The organism is Stappia taiwanensis (genome assembly GCF_014635285.1).
Taxonomy (GTDB): domain Bacteria; phylum Pseudomonadota; class Alphaproteobacteria; order Rhizobiales; family Stappiaceae; genus Stappia; species Stappia taiwanensis.
Map to the genome: position 1 here is coordinate 353,457 of NZ_BMCR01000004.1, position 19,757 is coordinate 373,213.

23 protein-coding genes and 1 tRNA gene are annotated in these 19,757 nt (G+C 63.9%); 10 read left to right on the forward strand and 14 right to left on the reverse strand.

The features are described 5' to 3' along the window. The first annotated feature begins 360 nt into the window (after positions 1 to 360). Positions 361 to 1,020 carry a Fic family protein gene (locus IEV83_RS12285; protein WP_181758965.1) on the forward strand — a complete coding sequence of 220 codons (660 nt, stop codon included), beginning with the start codon at positions 361 to 363 and terminating at the stop codon, positions 1,018 to 1,020. 54 nt (positions 1,021 to 1,074) lie between these two features. Here IEV83_RS12285 and IEV83_RS12290 read toward each other — a convergent pair whose 3' ends face one another. Continuing rightward, positions 1,075 to 1,278, reverse strand: coding sequence for a helix-turn-helix domain-containing protein (locus tag IEV83_RS12290; protein ID WP_244628160.1), 204 nt, complete (start codon positions 1,276 to 1,278; stop codon positions 1,075 to 1,077). A 114-nt stretch (positions 1,279 to 1,392) separates the two neighbouring features. Here IEV83_RS12290 and IEV83_RS12295 point away from each other — a divergent pair, with 114 nt between their 5' ends. The 9 genes from IEV83_RS12295 (at position 1,393) to IEV83_RS12335 (ending at position 7,885) form a co-directional block, all read left to right on the forward strand. Continuing rightward, entirely contained in the window at positions 1,393 to 1,647 is a 255-nt protein-coding gene (locus IEV83_RS12295) for a hypothetical protein (protein WP_181758963.1), read from the forward strand. Beyond that, on the forward strand, positions 1,644 to 2,108 hold the full coding sequence (locus IEV83_RS12300) for a hypothetical protein (protein ID WP_181758962.1): 465 nt from the start codon (positions 1,644 to 1,646) through the stop codon (positions 2,106 to 2,108). Before IEV83_RS12295 ends, IEV83_RS12300 begins: the two co-directional genes overlap by 4 nt. A gap of 55 nt (positions 2,109 to 2,163) precedes the next feature. After that, entirely contained in the window at positions 2,164 to 2,712 is a 549-nt protein-coding gene (locus IEV83_RS12305; RefSeq protein ID WP_181758961.1) for a hypothetical protein, read from the forward strand. A gap of 3 nt (positions 2,713 to 2,715) precedes the next feature. Next, complete coding sequence (locus IEV83_RS12310; protein ID WP_188478601.1) at positions 2,716 to 4,092, forward strand: phage portal protein; 1,377 nt, start codon at positions 2,716 to 2,718, stop codon at positions 4,090 to 4,092. After that, positions 4,089 to 5,915 (forward strand): prohead protease/major capsid protein fusion protein, encoded by a 1,827-nt coding sequence (locus IEV83_RS12315; protein ID WP_181761695.1) that lies wholly within the window; start codon positions 4,089 to 4,091, stop codon positions 5,913 to 5,915. Before IEV83_RS12310 ends, IEV83_RS12315 begins: the two co-directional genes overlap by 4 nt. Beyond that, positions 5,915 to 6,130: a phage head-tail joining protein gene (locus IEV83_RS12320; RefSeq protein ID WP_181761696.1), complete on the forward strand. Its 216-nt coding sequence runs from the start codon at positions 5,915 to 5,917 to the stop codon at positions 6,128 to 6,130. The genes IEV83_RS12315 and IEV83_RS12320 overlap by 1 nt, the downstream gene beginning before the upstream one ends. 1 nt (position 6,131) lies before the next feature. After that, entirely contained in the window at positions 6,132 to 6,467 is a 336-nt protein-coding gene (locus IEV83_RS12325) for a DUF2190 family protein (RefSeq protein WP_181761697.1), read from the forward strand. A 106-nt stretch (positions 6,468 to 6,573) separates the two neighbouring features. Next, complete coding sequence (locus IEV83_RS12330; RefSeq protein WP_244628161.1) at positions 6,574 to 6,810, forward strand: hypothetical protein; 237 nt, start codon at positions 6,574 to 6,576, stop codon at positions 6,808 to 6,810. Between the two features lie 4 nt (positions 6,811 to 6,814). Next, positions 6,815 to 7,885, forward strand: a complete 1,071-nt coding sequence (locus IEV83_RS12335; RefSeq protein ID WP_181761698.1) for a tyrosine-type recombinase/integrase — start codon at positions 6,815 to 6,817, stop codon at positions 7,883 to 7,885. A 70-nt stretch (positions 7,886 to 7,955) separates the two neighbouring features. Here the strand turns inward: IEV83_RS12335 and IEV83_RS12340 are convergent. The 13 genes from IEV83_RS12340 to doeA form a co-directional block, all read right to left on the reverse strand. Beyond that, positions 7,956 to 8,031: transfer RNA gene (locus tag IEV83_RS12340), tRNA-Phe, on the reverse strand. A gap of 325 nt (positions 8,032 to 8,356) precedes the next feature. Then, positions 8,357 to 9,742 carry a tetratricopeptide repeat protein gene (locus IEV83_RS12345; protein WP_181761699.1) on the reverse strand — a complete coding sequence of 462 codons (1,386 nt, stop codon included), beginning with the start codon at positions 9,740 to 9,742 and terminating at the stop codon, positions 8,357 to 8,359. 234 nt (positions 9,743 to 9,976) lie between these two features. After that, on the reverse strand, positions 9,977 to 11,590 hold the full coding sequence (locus tag IEV83_RS12350; protein ID WP_181761700.1) for a bifunctional metallophosphatase/5'-nucleotidase: 1,614 nt from the start codon (positions 11,588 to 11,590) through the stop codon (positions 9,977 to 9,979). A gap of 272 nt (positions 11,591 to 11,862) precedes the next feature. Beyond that, entirely contained in the window at positions 11,863 to 12,711 is an 849-nt protein-coding gene (locus tag IEV83_RS12355) for a FecR family protein (RefSeq protein WP_181761701.1), read from the reverse strand. A 129-nt stretch (positions 12,712 to 12,840) separates the two neighbouring features. Next, positions 12,841 to 13,056 (reverse strand): DNA gyrase inhibitor YacG, encoded by a 216-nt coding sequence (gene yacG, locus IEV83_RS12360; protein ID WP_181761702.1) that lies wholly within the window; start codon positions 13,054 to 13,056, stop codon positions 12,841 to 12,843. Between the two features lie 107 nt (positions 13,057 to 13,163). Continuing rightward, positions 13,164 to 13,799: a Maf-like protein gene (locus IEV83_RS12365; RefSeq protein WP_181761703.1), complete on the reverse strand. Its 636-nt coding sequence runs from the start codon at positions 13,797 to 13,799 to the stop codon at positions 13,164 to 13,166. A gap of 58 nt (positions 13,800 to 13,857) precedes the next feature. Further along, positions 13,858 to 14,076, reverse strand: coding sequence for a translation initiation factor IF-1 (infA, locus tag IEV83_RS12370; protein WP_181761704.1), 219 nt, complete (start codon positions 14,074 to 14,076; stop codon positions 13,858 to 13,860). 123 nt (positions 14,077 to 14,199) lie between these two features. Further along, on the reverse strand, positions 14,200 to 14,652 hold the full coding sequence (locus IEV83_RS12375; RefSeq protein ID WP_181761705.1) for an arsenate-mycothiol transferase ArsC: 453 nt from the start codon (positions 14,650 to 14,652) through the stop codon (positions 14,200 to 14,202). Between the two features lie 5 nt (positions 14,653 to 14,657). After that, on the reverse strand, positions 14,658 to 15,155 hold the full coding sequence (locus IEV83_RS12380) for a UPF0262 family protein (RefSeq protein ID WP_181761706.1): 498 nt from the start codon (positions 15,153 to 15,155) through the stop codon (positions 14,658 to 14,660). Between the two features lie 95 nt (positions 15,156 to 15,250). Further along, a complete protein-coding gene (gene hisD, locus IEV83_RS12385; RefSeq protein WP_244628162.1) occupies positions 15,251 to 16,546 on the reverse strand; it encodes a histidinol dehydrogenase in 1,296 nt (431 codons plus the stop codon). Between the two features lie 188 nt (positions 16,547 to 16,734). Further along, positions 16,735 to 17,172: a DUF2948 family protein gene (locus tag IEV83_RS12390; protein ID WP_181761708.1), complete on the reverse strand. Its 438-nt coding sequence runs from the start codon at positions 17,170 to 17,172 to the stop codon at positions 16,735 to 16,737. 138 nt (positions 17,173 to 17,310) lie between these two features. Continuing rightward, positions 17,311 to 18,471: an acetylornithine deacetylase gene (gene argE / locus IEV83_RS12395; RefSeq protein ID WP_181761709.1), complete on the reverse strand. Its 1,161-nt coding sequence runs from the start codon at positions 18,469 to 18,471 to the stop codon at positions 17,311 to 17,313. A 6-nt stretch (positions 18,472 to 18,477) separates the two neighbouring features. Next, a complete protein-coding gene (doeA, locus tag IEV83_RS12400; protein ID WP_181761710.1) occupies positions 18,478 to 19,662 on the reverse strand; it encodes an ectoine hydrolase DoeA in 1,185 nt (394 codons plus the stop codon). Between the last annotated feature and the right edge of the window lie 95 nt (positions 19,663 to 19,757).

The window sequence follows — 19,757 nt, forward strand, 5'->3', positions numbered from 1 at the left end:
TATACCCGCCCAAAAAACAACAACCAGAGGGCGAACATATAAACGCCAAGTTTATACGTTATCATTAAAAGAATGAACGAAAAGGAGGTGGCGATGTCAAAGAATAAGATCTTAGACGAGCTCGTTGAGCGTGCACGCCATCATAAGATGACACCAGCGGAACGACGGGCACAACGTGTCAGTCTGATTCTTGGTCTTCGTGGTAACGAGTCCTTGCTCACAAAAGAGCGCATCGAGGAGATACTCGATGATAACGAGGGAAACGGGTATCGCGAAGCTGGCTAAATCTCTAATTGCCATAACAGCGCATAAAGACCTATGATTATGGCCTGATATCAGGCCATTTTTTTTGGGCGCGCAATGAAAGATGACAATTGGGATTTGATTAACGGACCCATCGCTCATGAAATTGAGGTCCTAAACTACTCAAATCAAATTAACAATATAGAGTGCATTGTTAAACTCCTTACCCACCAAGGGAAAGAGCAAGCGACAGATGTATTCCCATCCGAGATGGCACTAAAAGAACTACATAGGACCGGAACAATATTTCTACTCCAACACCCCGGATATTATAGAGATGTGGAAGTTCATGTCGGAAATGAAAAGGTAATTGTGCACCAGCCTCCACCGTGCTCAAAAATACAGATGCATATTACAGATTTTTTTGAGACTCTTGGGAAACTATGGCCCAACTCAACGCCATTGGAATTAGCATCTTATGCTTTGTGGCGCATCAATTGGATACATCCATTCAAAAATGGAAATGGAAGATGCGCCCGAGCATTTGCATATACTTGCCTTTGCCTGAAGTATGGCTTTATGCTCCCTGGAAACAGAACAATAATTGACCTAATAATGGTCAACAAGATCACTTTTCAGAACTGCCTAAAAGAAGCAGACACTGCCTACGAATCAAACGGAGAGATAAATATCTCTTCAATGATAAAATTTCTTGAGGAACTTCTTATACTTCAGCTTAAATCTTCTGTCGAAACAGAAAAATACGAAGAAGCATGACCCGCTCAAGAAAGGCGCTTTGGTGCAACGCCCCTGCTTCCTAGCTTGAACCTATCAATCCTTCTTCAACCTCACGCCCGGCCCTTCGCCATTTTCGTCAATGAAGATCACGCCGGCGGCTTCGAGGGCGGCGCGGATCGCCTCGACCGTGCGCGGCTTCAGCTCTTCCCCGCGTTCAAGGCGCGTGACGGTCGTGGGAGAGACCTTCGCCAAATCGGCAACCTCCCTGATTCCCAAGCCCAAAGCTGCACGCGCCATTCGGCATTGAGCCGCATTCATTGTGTTACCCTGTGACTATTTTGTCTTGACGTGACCGTTTCAGGATGCCTAATTGGTCACATCGTTACACTTTTCATACCACAGGAGACACGGATGGGCATCCATTTTCGTGAACGGGGAAGGTGCGTCCCTGTCTGGCTGACAATCGAGCCGGCCACCCGCGCCCGCATCGAAGCGGCGATTGAGAACCTTGTCGCCCTGCTCGACCAGATCGACGGGGATTACGACCAGGAGTACGACACGGCGGACCTGGAGCCGGACGGGACGGACGAACCCCGCCGCGTCACCCCCGCCACGCGGCACGATCAACGCCAGTGGGCGCATGGCCACCAGGAAGGTTCCCGATGACTGACTGTCGTGTTGCGGCCATCGGCCGGGAACTTGCCGAGCTGTCGCGTGAATGGGCACGGCTGGACGGGGAAGGATGCGCCGTGCAGGGCGCTCGCAAGATCCGGCTGGACCGCATGGAACGTGAGGTGCTGGACCGCATCGACCTGTTGCAGGCGGAAGCCTGCGGCACGCTGGCGACCAGCCCGGCCGGCGCCATGGTGCAAACCATGCTCGCCTATGATCTCGCCAACAAGCTCTACGAATTCATCCCCGACGACGCGCCGGCCTACGAGGTCTCCGCGCTTCTGCGGGCACTCACACGCGCGCTCTATTCCGCCGTGGATGCCATCGCCGCAACCACCGGCGAGGACCCCAATAGCCTCGGCGCCGATCACTTCATGGCCCGCGAATGGCATCCGTTCCACCTGTGCGAAAGGGCGGGAGAGCGAAGCTCTACACAACATGAAAAGAACGCTTGACATGACATGAAAAGATGCGACCATGCCTTCACTCTACATGTCATGGGAAGCAATTATGTCCAAGAAGATGACCGTCAAAGACATGGCGTATCGCCTCGCAGTCGCTACCGGGCAGAGCGAAACGCTTCATGCTCGGCAGGTGCGCCACTGGGCACAGCATGGTCTTTTTGGCTTCGAAGACCTTGAGAGGTCCGGGGACAGCCGAACGGCGAGCTATTTTTACAATGACCGGCACCTTGCGGCCGCGCGCCTCTACGCCCTCTTCACCGCGATGGGGTGGAATATTGACCAGCTCGGCAAGGTGTCGCGGCTGATCAAGAACATCGGCCAGGACGACGCGCCGAAGATCGATATCGGAGGCGCTTGGAAGATCGAACGCAACGGCCTCAAGGTGGTGGTGGACGCGGCCAAGGCGGGGGATTTCGACTGGTGCTTCGGCGTCTACAGCGATGAGCGCGGCACGGTGCATGGCGGTTCCATGATGCGTGCCTCGGCGACCGGTCCTTCTGAGCTGCGGCATAGCTTCGCACCGGTCTTCACCGTCATTGCCCTGGGACCGCTCTTCCGTCGGCTGTTCACCCCGGACGCCGGCGGCGAGGCCTGACCCATGCGCCCCCTCGCCCGCCGCATCTTCGATGCCGTCTTCCCGAAACGCTCGCTCGACGCGGGCGGCGGCGGCCGCCGCTGGCGGGATGCGCCGACCGTCACCAGCGCCAGCACGCTGCACGGGGTTGCCTCCACGGTCGCCGCCCGGGCCTTGCATTACGGCCTCAACAACCCGACCGGGGTGCGGATGCTGGAATGCCTGGCGACCAACATTGCCGGCGACGGGATCAAGCCCCGCTCCGAGCATGAGGACGAGGCGACCCGCCAAGCGCTGCATCGGCGCTTCAAGACCTGGACCGATGCGGCCGACGCGGACGGTCTGACGGATTTCTACGGCCTCCAGCAACTGGCGGTGCGCGACCTTGCCAGCTTCGGCGAGGCGCTGTTCACCTTCACCCCCGATCCGGACACGGGCGCGCCGCAACTGCGCAGGCTGCACCCGGAACAGCTCGACCGCTCCATGACGCGCACCCACGAAAGCGGGGCCGCCGTCTATCAGGGCGTGGAATTCGATACCTTCGGGCGGATCACCGCCTATCACATTCGCCGGGCAGCGCCGGGCGATACGCTCGCCGGTCTTCCAAGCGCGCCCGTGCGGATGCCGGCGAGCGACATCATTCACCTGTTCCGCCCGCTGGTTCCCGGCCAGGTGCGCGGCCTGTCCTGGTTCGCCCCGGTCCTCCTGCCGGCGCGGGAGCTGGATGCCCTTTGCGATGCGCTCTTGATGCGCGCCAAGGTCGCCGCCCTCCACGCCGGGTTCATCACCGAGACGGATGGCAGCCCCCTCTATGAAGGGGAACAAAGCGGGTCCGTGCTGCAAGCCGGGCTGGAGCCGGGGGCGCTCATTCCCCTGCCGCCGGGCAAGGACGTTGCGTTTCCCGACGTGCCCGACCAGGGCGGCGCGGGGGCGCTGATGGGCACCACCTTCCGCCTGATCGCCGCCGGCATGGGCGTCACCTACGAACAGGCGACCGGGGACTATTCCCAGGTGAACTATTCCAGCGCACGGGCGGCGCTGCTGGAGTTTCGCCGCTTCTGCCAGTCGATCCAGCACCACGTGATGGTGTTCGGCCTGTGCCGGCCGGTCTGGCGATCCTTCATTCGCCACCAGGTGCTTGCCGGCACCATTCCGGCGACGGCCTATCAGGCAGACCCCGCCGCCTTCGAAGCGGCCAAGTGGCTTCCCCCGGCCTGGCCCTGGGTGGACCCGGAGAGCGACGCCAAGGCGGCGGAAGTCGCTTTGAACAACCGGCTGCGCAGCCGCTCCGAAATCATCGCCGAACGCGGCTATGACGCGGAAGATGTGGACGCGGAGATTGCCGCCGATGCGGCGCGGCTCGACCGGCTCGGCATCGGCCAACAGGAGGCAGCACAATGACCGCTCCGGCCCTGATGCGGGCGGGCTTCACCCCCGCCACCGTGGACGACAAGGCGCGCACCGTCGAGCTGGTCGCCTCGACCGGCGCGGGCGTTCCCCGCCACGACATGCGCGGAACCTTTCTGGAGGTGCTGGAGGTCAGCGAAGGCGCGGTGGACCTGACCCGCCTGGAAGGCCTGCCGCTGCTGGACAGCCACCGGCAAGACGGCCTCGACAATGTGCTTGGCGTGGTTCGCGCGGTGCGCTTCGAGCCGGGGCGGCTGATCGTCAAGGTTCAGTTTTCCACCCGCCGCGATGACGTCTGGCAGGACGTCCGCGCCGGGATCATCCGAAACGTGAGTGTCGGCTATCTCCCGAAGACATGGCGCGACGGCAAGGACCCGAATTCGGGCGCACGGGTCCGCACCGTCACGCAGTGGGAGCTACGCGAAGTCAGCCTTGTGGCGGTTGGAGCCGACCCCGCCGCACAAATTCGAGGAACCACCATGCCCCCCGAAACACATACTCCGGACGCGCCCCCGGCCAATACGGCGCCGGCGGCCACGCCGCCCGCCCCCACGGAAACCCGCGCGGCGGCAAATCAGGAAATCCGGGCGCTGGCCAATACCTTCGATCTGGGGTCCGATTGGGCAAATGCGCAGATCGACCGCGGCGCCAGCGAAACCGAGGCACGCGCTGCGGCGCTCGACAGCCTGCGCACGCAGCGCGCGGTCGCACCGACCGCCCGCACCAGTGCAATGCACCACCATGACGACCCGGCGACCATCGCCACACGGATGGGCGAAGCGGTCTATGCCACGCGGGTCAACCCGGCACATGAGCTGTCGGACCAGGCGCGGGCCTTCGCCGGCATGACGACGCTGGACATGGCGCGCGATTGCCTGCAGCGCTCGGGCGTCTCCACAACCGGCCTCAACCCGGCCGACACGATCACCCGGGCGCTGCACACCACCAGCGATTTTGCCACCATCTTCGCCGACACGGCGAACCGCACCCTGCGAGCGGCCTATGCCTCGGCACCGGGCACGCTGAAGCGGCTGGCACGGCAGACCACCCACAAGGACTTTCGCGCCAAGACCAAGGTGCAAGCGGCCGATATCGCCAAGCTGGAGAAGGTCAACGAGCATGGCGAATACAAGCATTCCGGCTTCGTGGAGGCGAAGGAAACCTATGCAATCGGCACCTACGGCACGATTGTCGGCCTGACCCGGCAAGCGCTGGTCAACGACGATCTCGGGGCCTTCACCGATCTGGCCGGCAAGCTCGGCACCGCGTCTTCCGAATTCGAGGCGCAATTTCTGGTGGACCTTCTCACCAAGGGCGGCGGCGGCGGCATCGGCCCGGTGATGGATGACGGCAAGCCGGTGTTCCACGCCGACCACGGCAACCTTGCCGCAGCTGGCGGGGCGCTTTCCAAGGACGCACTGTCCGCCGCACGGCTCGCCATGCGCCGGCAGAAGGGCATCAACGGCCGGCCGATCGCCATTGCCCCGAAATTCCTGGTGGTGCCGCCGGAGCTGGAAACCACGGCGGAGGAAATCCTTGCCGCGATCCAGCCGACCAAGACCGCCGACGTGAACGTGTTCGGCGGCAAGCTGGAACTGGTGGTGGAACCGCGCCTGACCGACGTGAAGCGCTGGTACATCGCCGCCGACCCGGCCACCGTCGAGGGGCTGGAATATGCCTATCTCATGGGGTCGGAAGGACCGCAGACCGACAGCCGCGCCGGCTTCGAGGTCGATGGCGTGGAGGTCAAGGTTCGGCTCGACTACGGCGCTTCGTTCCTCGACTGGCGCGGCTGGTACATGAACGAGGGGCAGTAATGGCAACGCTCGCCGAGCTGGCAACACGGCTGGAGGCGCTGCGCAAAATCCGCGCCGGCGGCCGTCGCGCCATCGATTCAGATGGCAGCAAGGTCGAGTATCGCAGCGACGGCGAGCTTGCGGCAGCGATTGCCGACCTGGAGCGGCAGATATCCGCACACTCGGGCAAGCCCGCTGCCCGCGTCGTCTACATCAATTCCTCGAAAGGCACATGACATGAAGAACTTCGTGCAACAGGGAAAATTCGTGACCGTCACCGCGCCGGCCGGCGGCATCAGCGCCGGGGATGGCGTGCTGGTCGATCACTTGTTCGGCGTGGCGACCACGACCGCCACGGAAGGCGAACAGTTGGAAATCGCCACCGATGGCGTGTTCGACCTGGACAAGGATGCCGGCGCCTCCCTGACCGCCGGTGCGCCGATCTATTGGGACGACACCGCCAAGGTGGTGACCATCACCGCAACCGCCAATCTGCGGATCGGCACCGCGCTTGAAGCCGCCGCGCTGGCGGACGCCACCGGGCGCATCCTGATCACCGGCCACGCGATCTAGCGGCGGGCCTCCTGGGCGGCGCGGTCCCGCCTGAAGCCCATGCCCGCCGCCGCTGGCACCTCATGACGGGCATGGGCAGACCGCTTTTTTCAAGCGAGGTGAGACGATGAACAGAGCCCTTATTGAAGTGAATGTTCCTCCGTTCCGGATGCTCAAGAAATCCGATGCGGCGGGCTACTGCGGAATGGCCGCCAAGGCATTCGAGGGCCTTTGCCCGGTCACGGCAGTGGAAATGCCGAACGGCGTGCGCCTGTGGGACGCTCGCGACCTGGACGCATGGCTTGACGGTCTCAAGGCGGGAGACGCCGACAGCGACGACGCCATTCTCGACAAGTTGGGCTGATCCCATGACCGTGGTGCGCGTGCGCGGCTTCCAGATCTTCAAGGACCGCTTCGGCAAGTGGCGGTGCTACCACCGCAAGACGCGGCAGAAAGTCGACCTGGACCGGGCGCCGCTTGGTTCGGCAGCTTTCTTCGCCGAGTGCCAGCGGATCACCGACGCGCTTGCCACCGCCGGCGAACCCAAGCCGGGAACGCTCGGCAAGCTCATTGAGAAATACCGCGCCAGCCCTGATTTCATGGAAAAGGCACCGCGCACCCGCGCCGACTATCAACGGGTGTTCGATTACCTCTACCCGATCCGCGACACCGAACTTGCGAAATTCACCTCGCCGCTGGTGGTCAAGATCCGCGACCGGGCAGAAGCCAAACGGGGCGCGCGCTTCGGCACCTATGTCAAACAGGTGATTTCCCTTCTCTTCTCCTGGGGCAAGGAACGCGGGTTCGTGAAGGTCAACCCGGCGCTTGGTGTGCGAGGTGTGCGCCGGAAGCGCGGCGCACCCATGGCGAACCGCCCCTGGAGCGATGCCGAACGGCATGCGGTGCTGGAGGCTGCCCCCGCGCAAATGCTGCCGGCGCTCGGGCTGATGATGTTCACCGGCCTGGGACCGCAAGACGCGCTCACCCTGCCCCGCACCTTCTTCAAGAACGGCGCCATTGCAACGGAACGCTCCAAGACCGGCGCGCCGGTCTATTGGCCGGTTATCGAGCCGCTGCAAGACATTCTGGACGCGGCACCGGCACACGACGCCCTGACGCTGTGCGCCAACTCGAAAGGCCGCCCCTGGACGGTCTCCGGCTTCCGGGCGTCCTGGACGACCTTGCGCCGAGCCCTGGAGGATGCCGGCAAGGTGCAACCCGGTCTCACGCTCTACGGCCTGCGCCACACCGTGGCGACGATCCTTCGCGAAGCCGGCTGCGATGATCGCACCATTGCCGATGCGCTCGGGCAGAAGACCGAGGACATGGCCCGGCACTACAGCAAGGCCGCCGACCTTCGCCGAAAGATGGGGGATGTGGGCGCCATTTTCGAAACCGCCGTGAACGACCGGCGAACAAAAACTGTCAAACCGGATTGAAAATCCCGTCAAACCGAGGGGCAAAAGCGATGCCACCCGAAAAAGCTTCTAACGATTTCAATGGGGTAAGTGGTGCCCAGGGCCGGAATCGAACCAGCGACACGCGGATTTTCAATCCGCTGCTCTACCAACTGAGCTACCTGGGCCCGAGCGCTGCGAAAAGGTGCTGAGCGCTTCGAAGTGCCGGTCTTATAGACGACCCTTGCGGACCTGTCCAGTTGCCGGCTTCAAGTTTTACACAAGTGACTTTCACCCCGGGATTTTTTCGCCTCCTGCCCGCCCCCTCTCCCGACTGCACACCCAGGTTACTCCTTGCGGGAACGGCTGATTTCAGCGCCTTCCAGCGCCTGCCCCCTCCATCGCAGTGGCGGAAAAATCGCCAAATGAAGATGTCCCACCCATCGACACACAAGCGCTTCTCCTGTGCAAATCTCCCACCCTCTGGCGAGGAATCACGACCGTAGGCCGCCCTCAGAAGGTCTTGATCACACTCAGCGCCGTCGAAACGTTCGAAAAATCCTTGATCTGGTAATTGGACTGCATCCGCCGGAATTCGGCGGTCAGCGCTAGGGCGACATCGGCACGCAGCGGAACCGTCACCGCTCCACGCAGCCAGAACTCATTGTCGTATTCGTTTTCGGTGAGGCTCACCGATGGATCTGGAGCCGCGAACTGGCGCCGGATGTAGCCCGCATCAGCGTCCAGCAGCCAAGGCAGTTCCAGCCGCTCGATCGGCGACGCGAAGGCATAGGTCGCGCCGAGTGCGGCACCCAGCTCCCAGCTCTGCTCGAAATTCGCGCTCGCTTCCTCGAAGTCGCCCAGCAGCGTGCCGCGCACCGCCCAGTTTTCCGTTATTTGCCGGGTATGGGTGATTTGGGCCAGCAGTTGATAGCCATCCCGATTGCTGACTGAAGGATAGGTCACCGTGTCGCGGAACCAGCGCCGGCGGAACTCGACGCGGCCGGTCACACTGGAGAGCGATGACGGCAGGATGGCGAACCGCGTGCCGGCACCGATCGCGCCAGAGTAGTTGCCATCGTTCAGGCGCACACCGCCGAAGATGCCATAGACACCAAGGCGCGCATCGTCGATGTCGAACCGAGCGAGATTGAAGGATGGGCCAACGGTCAGTTCGGCCAATTCGGTGTTGAGCCGGGTGATATCCAGATAGCGCCCGCCATAGAACAGGAGATCGGCTTCCAGCAGATCGCCCTGATTGCCAAGGTCATAGGCACCATGCACGTTGCCGGCGACGAACACGTTCCAGTCCGGCTTGCCGGCCGCGGTGTTGTCGAGCAGATAGGGAAGTCCGTTCAGAACCACCACGCGCCCGCCGGGACCGGCATTGGCATTGGTCTGATAGCGCACACCGGTCATCAGCGTCGCGGACAGCGTCGCCGGCGCCTCTTGCCCGTCGATTTCCGTCAAAAAGGTCTCAGCCCGTGCGGCGACCTCGTCGGGAACGCCGGGCGTCTGTGCCACAGCCTCGAAATGCACCCGGGCCATGTCAAAGGACCCGAGGCGGAAATAGAGCGCCCCCAGCTCCAGCCGAATACGCGGCTCGCCCGGCGCATAGATCAGCATCCGCTCAAGAGTGCCGACGGCTGCTTCCAGATCCCCGATCCGGGAGGATAGCTCGGCATATTCGAAGGCGATGTCGAGATTTGACGGATCACGCAGCATCGCGGCAAGAAGCTCCGCCTGACGGGCAAGCAGCGCCGGATTTTCCGTCGCAGGCGCGGCCATTCCGGACAGGTCCGCTTCCGCACACGCGGGCGCGCTTGCCGCCCCCCAGGCGACAAACAACGCAAGACCGGACACCAGACACACATTCGACCGGCCGCGCATTGCGCTCACCGCACCCTCCCGGAGGCTTTCAGAAAACCGAACATAACTCTAGGTGAAGGCTCCTGATGAGTCCTGCTCAGCGGCCGCTCTCAACCCGGTTTACCGGCACCTGTTGCCCTGACACAACACAGCGCTCTCCCTTGGCTCCAGAGCGACGGGAACGAAAAACGCCGCCCGGAGCCCCGGGCGGCGTCGCAGAAAATCGGCGCTAAACCGCGCCGCCCCGGGGGTGATCGCCCGGCGCTATTTCACTTCGCGCACGCGCCCGTCCAGATACGGCGTGTAGCCGCCTTGCAGGTTTCCGACATACTCGGCGACCACCTCTTCAAGGCCCGGGCCATAGTCATAGGCATTGGCACCGGCATCGGCGAAGATGCGATAGCCATCGCCGCCGCCGCGCATGTAGTTGTTCGACACGACGCCATAGACCTTCTCCGGGTCGAGCGGGACCCAGTTGCCCTCCTCCTCGACTTCAACAGAGATGATCCGCCCCTCCTTGGGCTTGCGCGCCCGGGTCCAGGAATAGCGAATGCCGGCAACTTGCGGGAAACGGCCGGCCGCCTCCTCCACCAGCGACACACCGTTTTCCAGCGCGGCGATCACATCGCTGCCCTTGAGCTGGAAGGTTGAAAGCGTGTTCTGAAACGGCAGTACGGTGATGACCTCGCCCATGGTCACCTCCCCGGCGTCGATGGAAGCGCGCAACCCACCGCCGTTCTGAATTGCGATCTGCACGCCCTGATCCTTGACCCGGGCCAGCATGGCATCGGCCACAAGGTTACCCATGGTGCATTCCTGCAAGCGGCAGCTGTCGCGCGATCCGTCGATCGTGTCACTGGTGCTGCCGATGACCTTGGTGCGCAACTCCTCCAGCGGCACGGCAAGTTCCGCCACCCGGGCGGCCACCTCCTTGTCGGCCGGCACGGAGGCATCCAGCAGGATCGGGTTGCCTGCGGCGGAGACAACGTTGCCATCATCATCGAACACCACCTCGATTTCGCCGAGGTACTTGCCATAGGCATAGGCCTGGACGACCGGCACCTGGCGACCGCGCGGGTTCTGCACCAGCACCGGATAGGGTCCGGCCGCTTTCTTGTCGGTATTGGACAGCAGCGTGTGCGAGTGACCACCGACGATCAGGTCGATGCCCGGCACCCGCGAGGCAACCTCCAGATCGCGCGGCAGACCAACATGGGTCAGGGCGATGATCTTGTCGACCCCTGCGGCCTCCATGCCCTCGACCGCCCCCTTGAGATAGGTCTCCGCCTTCAAGAAACCGACATTCTTGCCCGGCGAGGAGGTCTCGGCCGTATCTTCGGCAAGGACGGACACGATGCCGACCTTCTGTCCGCCGACATCGAGGATAACCGACCCCGGCACCTTCCCCTTCAGCGACGGCTCGTTCTCCACGCCAATGTTGCCCGACAGAACCGGGAACTCGACCTTTTCAAGAAAATCCGCCAGCCCTTGCGGACCATCGTCGAACTCATGATTGCCCACGGCCATGGCGTCGAAACCGATGGCATTCATGAACTCGGCCGCCGCCTTGCCCTTGTAGGTGGAGTAGAACAGCGAGCCCTGAAACTGGTCGCCGGCATCGAGGGTAATGACGTTCTTGCCCTCCGCAGCCAGCGCGGCGCGGCGTTCGTCGACCTTCGCCTTGACCCGGGCGATCCCACCAAAGCACTTGCCCTCGGCATCATCGTCGGCGGCGCAAGTGGAATCGTATTTGGTGATCGGTTCGAGGCGGGAATGCAGGTCGTTGATATGCAGGATGGTCAGCGCATAGTCGGCCTGTGAGGGTGTCGCGCCCAGCCCGAGCAGCGCCAGGCTCAATCCATAAACCAATCGTTTCATAGACCATCTCTCCCAATTGACAGGCCGGCCCCACTGACATGCCGGGGCCTTCCGGGACGCCGTGAAAAAGAAGGCAGCGCCCCCCGAAACCGGCAGGCAAACAGTGCCACCATGGCTTGAAGAGGTCCAGTGAAAGCACTGCGACAGAGCAGGTTCTCTTCGCAATTCACCGCTGGCATCATGCAGCCAACAACGCCGCGGGTGCGCAGGCCCGCCGGCAATCGGGAGTGGTGGTCAGGTGCGGAAGGGGAGCCGGGTGCGCCGGAAGCAGCTCAGCACCCGTAGGTGCAAAGAACCTTTCGGGGGCCGGCATAGGCCTGGCTAGCGCGGTTGTAGTCGACGTAGCCATCCGGCGCGCGGCGCGGATTGGACAGGATCACCGGCGCCGGGATCGGCTGACCCGGCTGCGGCGGCATCGCGGAGTTGACGCTGGAAAAGTGTTGCAATGCGGCTTCGGAGGGCGGCCGGCCAGATCCGCCCCGCCCGGTCAGCAACTGCGCCACCTCGCGGATCATTGAGGGCGGCGTCCGGATCACACGTCCGGCGCCACCACTTGCCTCAATCGCGAAACCGGGACGATAGACACGCAGCTTGCGGCCATCCCGGCCGACAAAGGTCAGGTCCTTGCCGAACAGGAACGAATAAATAGACCGATCGCCGTCATCGAGCAGGTTGGCCATGCCGCCGCGCACGCCGATGGTGCCTTGCCGGGTGCGGATCGTCACACCGCCACGCCTCTTCGACAGCTTGCCGCCAACATAGCGGGCAACGCCCTTGCCGAAGGTGGCGATCATCCGGCTGTTGCCCGCCGGCTGATAGACGAACTCATCGATCACCAGATCGGAATTCCGGCCAATGAGGAAATTCGACCCATCGGCGAGGAGGATCTGGACAAGCCCCTTGCCGCCGGTGCGAATGCGCTCGTTCTGGAACAGCGTCTTGCCGATCCGCACGGTCTTCAGCGGGCCGGCGCCGCGCTGGCTCCGAGCGCTCTGGTCGACAGCGCTGGCGACCCCCACCCCGTTCTCGGCCCGGGCACCGGCGGCGCTCCCGGCAACCAGCAAAGCCGGCAGAAGCAGAATGGCGGCACGAGACAGACGAAGGGAACAGCGACGGCGCATCGTATCAGCCTCCAGAACGTTCGCCGCATGTCACCATGCGCGGAACCAACACTAAACCTCGTTGCAGCAAGACGACGTGATCGGGATCACAGTGATCCGCGATGCATCGTCCTGTCTCCCCGGTCAGGGTCAGCCTTCCTCCTGCCGACGCGCGAGTTCCTCCAGATCTTCCGGCTCGAGCTCGACAACAGGCACGCTGTAGCTGCCCGAGAGCCAGCGATTGAGATCCACATCGGCGCAGCGCTTGGAGCAGAAGGGGTAGAAGGCCTCCAGCGACAGCTTTCCGCATTGCGGACAGGGCCGCACGGGCCGCTGTGCGGTCTTCTTGTCCTCAGAATCCGTCATGCCATTTCCCGTATGGACCGAGCCATGCCTGGCTCAACTTTATGTCAGTGTGGCGCGGCCGTCGACCGCCTGCAATGCCAAGGACCCCGGCACTGGCGCGCAGACGATCAGGCGCGGACCCGCGCCGGATCGTGCCAGGACCCCAGAACCGGATACTTCAAACCGCCGAGCAGGGCCGAGGTTTCCTGTAGCGGCAGGCCGACCACATTGGAGTAGGAGCCGGTCAGCTTGACCACGAAGGCACCAGCGAGCCCCTGAATGGCATAGCCGCCCGCCTTGCCCCGCCATTCACCGCTCGCCAGATAGGCATCGATCTCGGCGCGCGACAGGCGCTTGAAGCGCACCCGCGTCTCCACGAGACGCTGACGGACGACATCCTTCGGCGCGCTGACGCACAGCCCCGTGTAGACCCGATGTCCACGCCCGGACAGCAATTGCAGGCAAGCTTCCGCCTCGTCGCGGGTTTCCGCCTTTGGCAGAATGCGCCGACCGACGGCGACAACCGTATCGGCGGCCAGCACCAGCCCGTCGATGTTCTCCTCAACCCGATCGGCGGCGCGGCGCGCCACCTCGGCCTTGGTGCGTGCCAACCGCTGAGCCAGCGCGCGCGGGGTCTCGCCCTTGCGCGGGGTCTCGTCGATATCCGCCGGCATGAGCGTGTCCGGGTCGATCCCGATCTGCTGCAACAGCGCAAGACGCCGCGGCGAGGCGGACGCCAGGACAAGCTGGGGACGGTCGGTCATGTCAGGCGCGGCCTCTCGGTCCGCCGCGTGGCCACCGGGGCGGCGACGACAGGCAGGATCACTTGAAACGATAGGTGATGCGGCCCTTGGTCAGGTCGTAGGGCGTCATTTCCACCAGAACGCGGTCACCGGCGAGCACGCGAATCCGGTTCTTGCGCATCCGGCCAGCGGTATGGGCAATAATCTCGTGGTCGTTTTCCAGCTTCACTCGAAAGGTCGCATTGGGGAGCAGTTCCGAAACCACCCCCGGAAACTCGAGGACTTCTTCCTTAGCCATATGGATTCCTGATTGTCATGCTAGATGTGGCGGCGAACCTAACGGATCGCAACAAGAAAGGGAACAGGCAGGTTTACGCGAAATCGCGGCGTTTTCTCCGCAACGGCATCCGTACCCGGATCATCAACCGCCGGGGGTCGGCGTCCAGCCAAACCGCTTCTTGATCCGCGTCTGTAGCAGATCTCGCACCTCGCGGTAACTGGAAAGAATCTGCTCGCGCGAGCCGGTGGCAAGGGTCGGGTCGGGGGTCGGCCAGTATTCAACCTCCACGGCCTCCGTCCGCGTCATCTCCAGCGCCTTGTGATGGGCTTCCGGCGCCAGGGAAATCACCAGATCAAAACCGGATTCATCAAGTTGCTCGAAGGTCTTGGGTCGGTGCCGCGACAGATCGCAGCCCACTTCCTGCATCACCGCGTCGACAAACGGATCGGGCTCGCCCTCGCGCACGCCGCAGGATTTGACATAGATCCGCTGCGGGAAAAGCAGGCGGGTCAGCGCCGCAGCCATCGGGGATCGCACCGCGTTCATGCCGCAGGCGAACAGGACGGCACCGGGCACCTGTCCCGGCCGCGTCACCGCTCTCACCCCTTCCAGTGCAGCGCGCAGACCAGGGTAAACAGGCGCCGCGCCGTCTGCATGTCGACGCGAACCTTCCCCTCAAGGCGCTCCATCAGGATCTGCGACCCCTCGTTGTGAACCCCCCGCCGGCCCATGTCGATGGCCTCGATCTGGCTCGGCGTGGCGCTCTTGATCGCCTCGAAATAGCTTTCGCAGATCATGAAATAGTCCTTCACCACCTTGCGCAGCGGCGTCAGGGACAGAACATGGGTGACGACCGGCTCGCCATTTTCCTGGGAAATAGCGAAGACCAGACGTTTTTCCACCAGCGACAGGCGCAGGCGGAACGGCCCCTCGCCAACACCTTCGGGGGCGAACTCATTCTCGTCGATCAGGTCATAGATCGCCACCGCCCGCTCGTGCTCGATATCGGGCGTCGAGCGAACAATGGAATCCTCGTCAAGCTCGACCGCGACCAGCCGGGCCGCATTGGTCCTGACCGCTTGCTGCGATGAAGTCATGGATGGTTCCCGTCCCCCGTCACGCCCATTTCCCACACCTAGCGTGCCGGAGGCCCTCCCGACAAGCCGGAGATCCACCTTCCATCCAAGCCAACCTAGAGATTGAGCCGCTGGGCCACCGACCGGCCATGGGCCGACAGCCCCTCCGCCTCGGCCAGGGCAATCGCCGCCGGACCGAGCTCGCGCAGGCTTTCCGCCGTGCAGCGCAGCACCGAGGTGCGTTTGACGAAATCCAGCACCGACAGGCCGGAGGAGAAGCGCGCGGAGCGCGCCGTCGGCAACACGTGGTTCGACCCGCCGATATAATCGCCGATGGCCTCGGGGGTGTAGCGCCCCAGGAACGCGGCACCTGCATTGCGGATTCGAACGAACAGGGCTTCCGGATCGGCCACGGCCAGTTCCAGATGCTCCGGCGCGATGGCATCGACCAGCGCCGGCGCCTCGGCCATGTCGTCCACCAGAATCACCGCGCCGAAATCGCGCCAGCTCGCACCGGCGACCTCCACCCGGGGCAACCGGGCAAGCTGGCGCTCGAGCGCGCCTTCCACCGCCGTGGCGAAACCGGCATCGTCGGTGATCAGGATCGACTGGGCGCTCTCATCGTGCTCGGCCTGGGACAGAAGGTCGGCTGCGATCCAGTCCGGATCGTTCTCGCCATCGGCCACCACGAGGATTTCCGACGGCCCGGCGATCATGTCGATGCCGACCGTGCCGAACACCCGCCGCTTGGCCGCCGCCACGAAGGCATTGCCCGGGCCGACGATCTTGGACACGGCGGGAATGGTCTCGGTGCCGAAGGCAAGCGCGGCCACCGCCTGCGCGCCGCCGATGCGGTAGATCTCCTCAACGCCGGCCAGATGAGCGGCGGCAAGCACCAGCGGGTTGAGCACGCCATCGGGGCTCGGCACCACCATGGCGATACGCTCCACACCGGCGACCTTGGCCGGAACCGCGTTCATCAGCACCGAGGACGGGTAGCTCGCCGTTCCGCCCGGCACGTAGAGCCCGACCGACTCAATCGCCGTCCAGCGCGAGCCGAGTTCGACGCCGATCGCGTCGGTGTAGCGGTCATCCTCCGGCATCTGCCGGCGGTGGTGGGAGGCGATCCGATCACGGGCCAGCGTCAGCGCGGCCAGCGTTTCTGCCGGCACCGCCGCGACCGCAGCCGCGATCTCATCGGCCGAGACCGTCAACTCCGCCATGCTGGTCGCGGCCAACCGGTCGAAGCGCTCGGTGTAGCGCAGCACCGCCGCATCGCCATGGCTGCGCACATCCTCCAGAATGTCGCGCACCGCCGCATCGACATCGACCGACGCTTCGCGCTTGCCGGCGAGCAGCGCCGCGAAATCCTGGCTAAAGGTGTCATCCGAGGTCGCAAGCCGCTGGGCCAAGATCGTCTCTCCAGTTGGGGTCCGCTCCGGCTTCCGGACGGAGATTTCAGGAAAACAGGAAGAGCAGCGCGCCATGTCCAGGGTGGCCGGGCTCGCTCTTCCCTGCCCTTTTCACCAAGGGCGGATAGGGCAGGATGCGGCGTCGCGCAATCCCCGCGAGGCAAATTGCCGCCCCGCGCGCCCGGCGATCAGCCGATATCGTGGCTTGGACGATGTTCGGTTTCCCAGGCCGCTCCAAGATCGGTCAGCCGCGCCTCGATGCATTCGGCCTCGGCGGAGAGCGTGCCGCCGCCGGCAAAGACCAATCGCAGATGGCCGGCCGGCGCCTCGCCTTCCTCGAACTCAACCGCCAGCAGCGACAGCACCGCGTCCTTGGCGTCCTGACGGATGTTCTGCGCCTTGAGCGCGCTGACGCGGGCGAAGGACAATGCGGCGCGGCGCCGTTCATGGCTCTTGCGCGCGCGCCCGTCTTCCATGTCCCAGGCGAAACGGTTCATCACCAGCACCAGTTGCCGGTCCGCCGGATAATAGCGGATGTCGCCCACCTTCAGAACGGCGTCCTGCACCTGCGCGGAAATCACGGCAAGATCCTCCGCGTCGAGTGCGGCGAGTTTCAGCTGCTCCATTGACGAATGGCCCCGGTCGATAGATCGCCGCGCGCATCCGGCGCGGCCGTTGCGCCTAGACGTAATGATTTCGCCGCTCAAAGCAACATCGGAATGGTCCGAAGGCACTTCGCCCGCACATGCCGGAACCCGCCGTCTCTACCCCGCCAGCTTGCGCTCCAGCCCAAGAAGCATGGCAAGACAGGCATCGAGCTGGTCGAGACTGACAAACTCGTCGGGCTTGTGCGCCTGTTCAATCGAGCCGGGACCGCAAACCACCACCGACATGCCGAGCGACTGGAACAACCCCGCCTCGGTGCCGAAGGACACGACACCGGCATCATTGGCGCCAGTCAGTTCGGACAGAATCGCCCGGGCCTCGTTGTCGCTCGTCGGCAGCAACCCCTCCACCTCGCCGACCACATGGGTGACGATGGCCGCATCCGGTGCCACCGCGCGCATCTCCGGCAGCAGGCTGTCCCGGGCAAAAGCCTCAATGTCCTCCAGAACCCGCGCACGGTCCTGCGGCCGAACGGGACGCATCTCCCAATCGAGCACGCAATGGCCGGGGATCACATTGTGGGCGACACCGCCGATCAGCCGGCCGACCTGAACGGTGGTAAAGGGCGGATCGAACCGGCTGTCCGACGGCGCCCCGCGCTTCAACTCCTCACGCAGCTCCATCAGCCGCGCGACGTAGCGCACCGCGTATTCCACCGCATTCACTCCCCGGTGCGGCAGCGAGCCATGCCCTTCAACGCCGGTGAACACGGTGGTGTATTCACAGCAGCCCTTGTGCCCCTCGATGATCTTCATCCCGGTCGGCTCGCCGATGATGGCGACCGCTGGCCTCAGATCCTGGACGGCGAGCTCATCGACCAGATGCCGGGCACCGAGGCACCCGACCTCCTCGTCATAGGTCAGGCAGATATGCACCGGTCGGCGCAGCTCCGCCGCCGCATAGCGCGGCGCCACCGCAAGACAGGCGGCGATGAAGCCCTTCATATCGCAGCTGCCCCGACCGTAGAGCCGCCCTTCCGCCTCGCGCAGTGTGAACGGATCGGAGGACCAGTTCTGATCGGCCACCGGCACCACATCGCTGTGGCCGGACAGAACGATGCCGCCGCCGGTGTCCGGTCCGAGGGTGGCGAACAGATTGGCCTTGCGGCCGCTGTCATCGCGCATCACGGAGATCCGTGCGCCCAGCGCCCCCAACCGGTCGGCGGCGTAGGCGATCAGCTCCAGATTGCTTTCCGAAGAGATGGTCGGAAAGGCAATCAGGTCGGCGAGGATCGCCCGCGTGTCGTCAAGCAGCGTCATCCCGTCTCAATCCTGGACGTAAAGCGCACGCGGGCGCTGGCACAAGCATTCCGCCGGTCCCTCGGGGGTGATCAGGATGCTTTCGGTGATCTCCAGCCCCCAATCCTGCATCCAAAGACCGGGCATGAAATGAAAGGTCATGCCCGGCTCCAGCACCGTGTCATCCTCCGGCCGCAGCGAAACGGTGCGCTCCCCCCAGTCGGGCGGATAAGAGATGCCGATGGGATAACCGCACCGGGCGCTCCGCTCGATGCCGGCGCGCTCCAGCGGCGCGGCAAGGGCACGGGCGATGTCGGCCGCGGTGTTGCCGGCACGAGCGGCATCGAGCCCGGCTTCCAGCCCCTCCACCAGCGCCGCTTCCGCGTCGCGCAGGTATTGCGGCGGCGTTCCGATGAACACCGTCCGGCAGAACGGGGCGTGATAGCGGCGGTAGCAACCGGCGATTTCGAAGAAAGTCGCCATGTCGCGTTCGATCAGCCGTCCATCCCAGGTCAGATGCGGCGCGGCGGCGTCCGATCCGCTCGGCAACAGCGGCACGATGGCCGGATAGTCGCCCCAGGCATCATCGGTTCCGCGAATGGCATCGGCATAGATATCGGCAACGAGATCGGTCTTCTTCATGCCCGGACGAATGCGCGAGACGATCCCGTCGATGATTTTTTCGGAGATGCGCGCCGCGCGGCGCATGAAGACGATTTCCTCGTCGGATTTCACCGCCCGCTGCCAGTTGACCAGGGCGGTGGCGTCCGCCAGTTCCGCTTCCGGCAATTCCGCCTTGAGGGTCAGATAGGCCTTTGCCGAGAAATAGTAATTCTCCAGTTCAAGGCCGATGCGGCGCCCTCCATACCCCTTGTCGCGGATGATGGCGGCCAGCGTCTCCATCGGATGGCGCACGGTCGACTGGACGTACTGGTCCGGATAGGCCGCCACCCGGTCATCCGCCATCCACACGGTGCGCACCGCGCCATTGGCGTCCTGGCTCCGCCCCCACCAGATCGGGTCCTCGTCATGGAAGACCAACACCCCCTGATGGACATAGAACGACCAACCGTCGTAGCCGGTCAGCCAGGCGATGTTCGACGGATCCTCGATGAACAGGAGGTCCAGCCCCGCATCCGCCATCGCCGCGCGCACCTTTGCAAGGCGCCGCCCATATTCCCCATCTGTGAATGGAAGTTCACTCGCCGGCATATCGCCTCCCCAAAAGCCTGCCATTTCTCCCGGCGCGAATTGTTACACAGGCCCACCGGCGGTTGGACAGACGGTTTTTTACGCGCCCCTCCCCC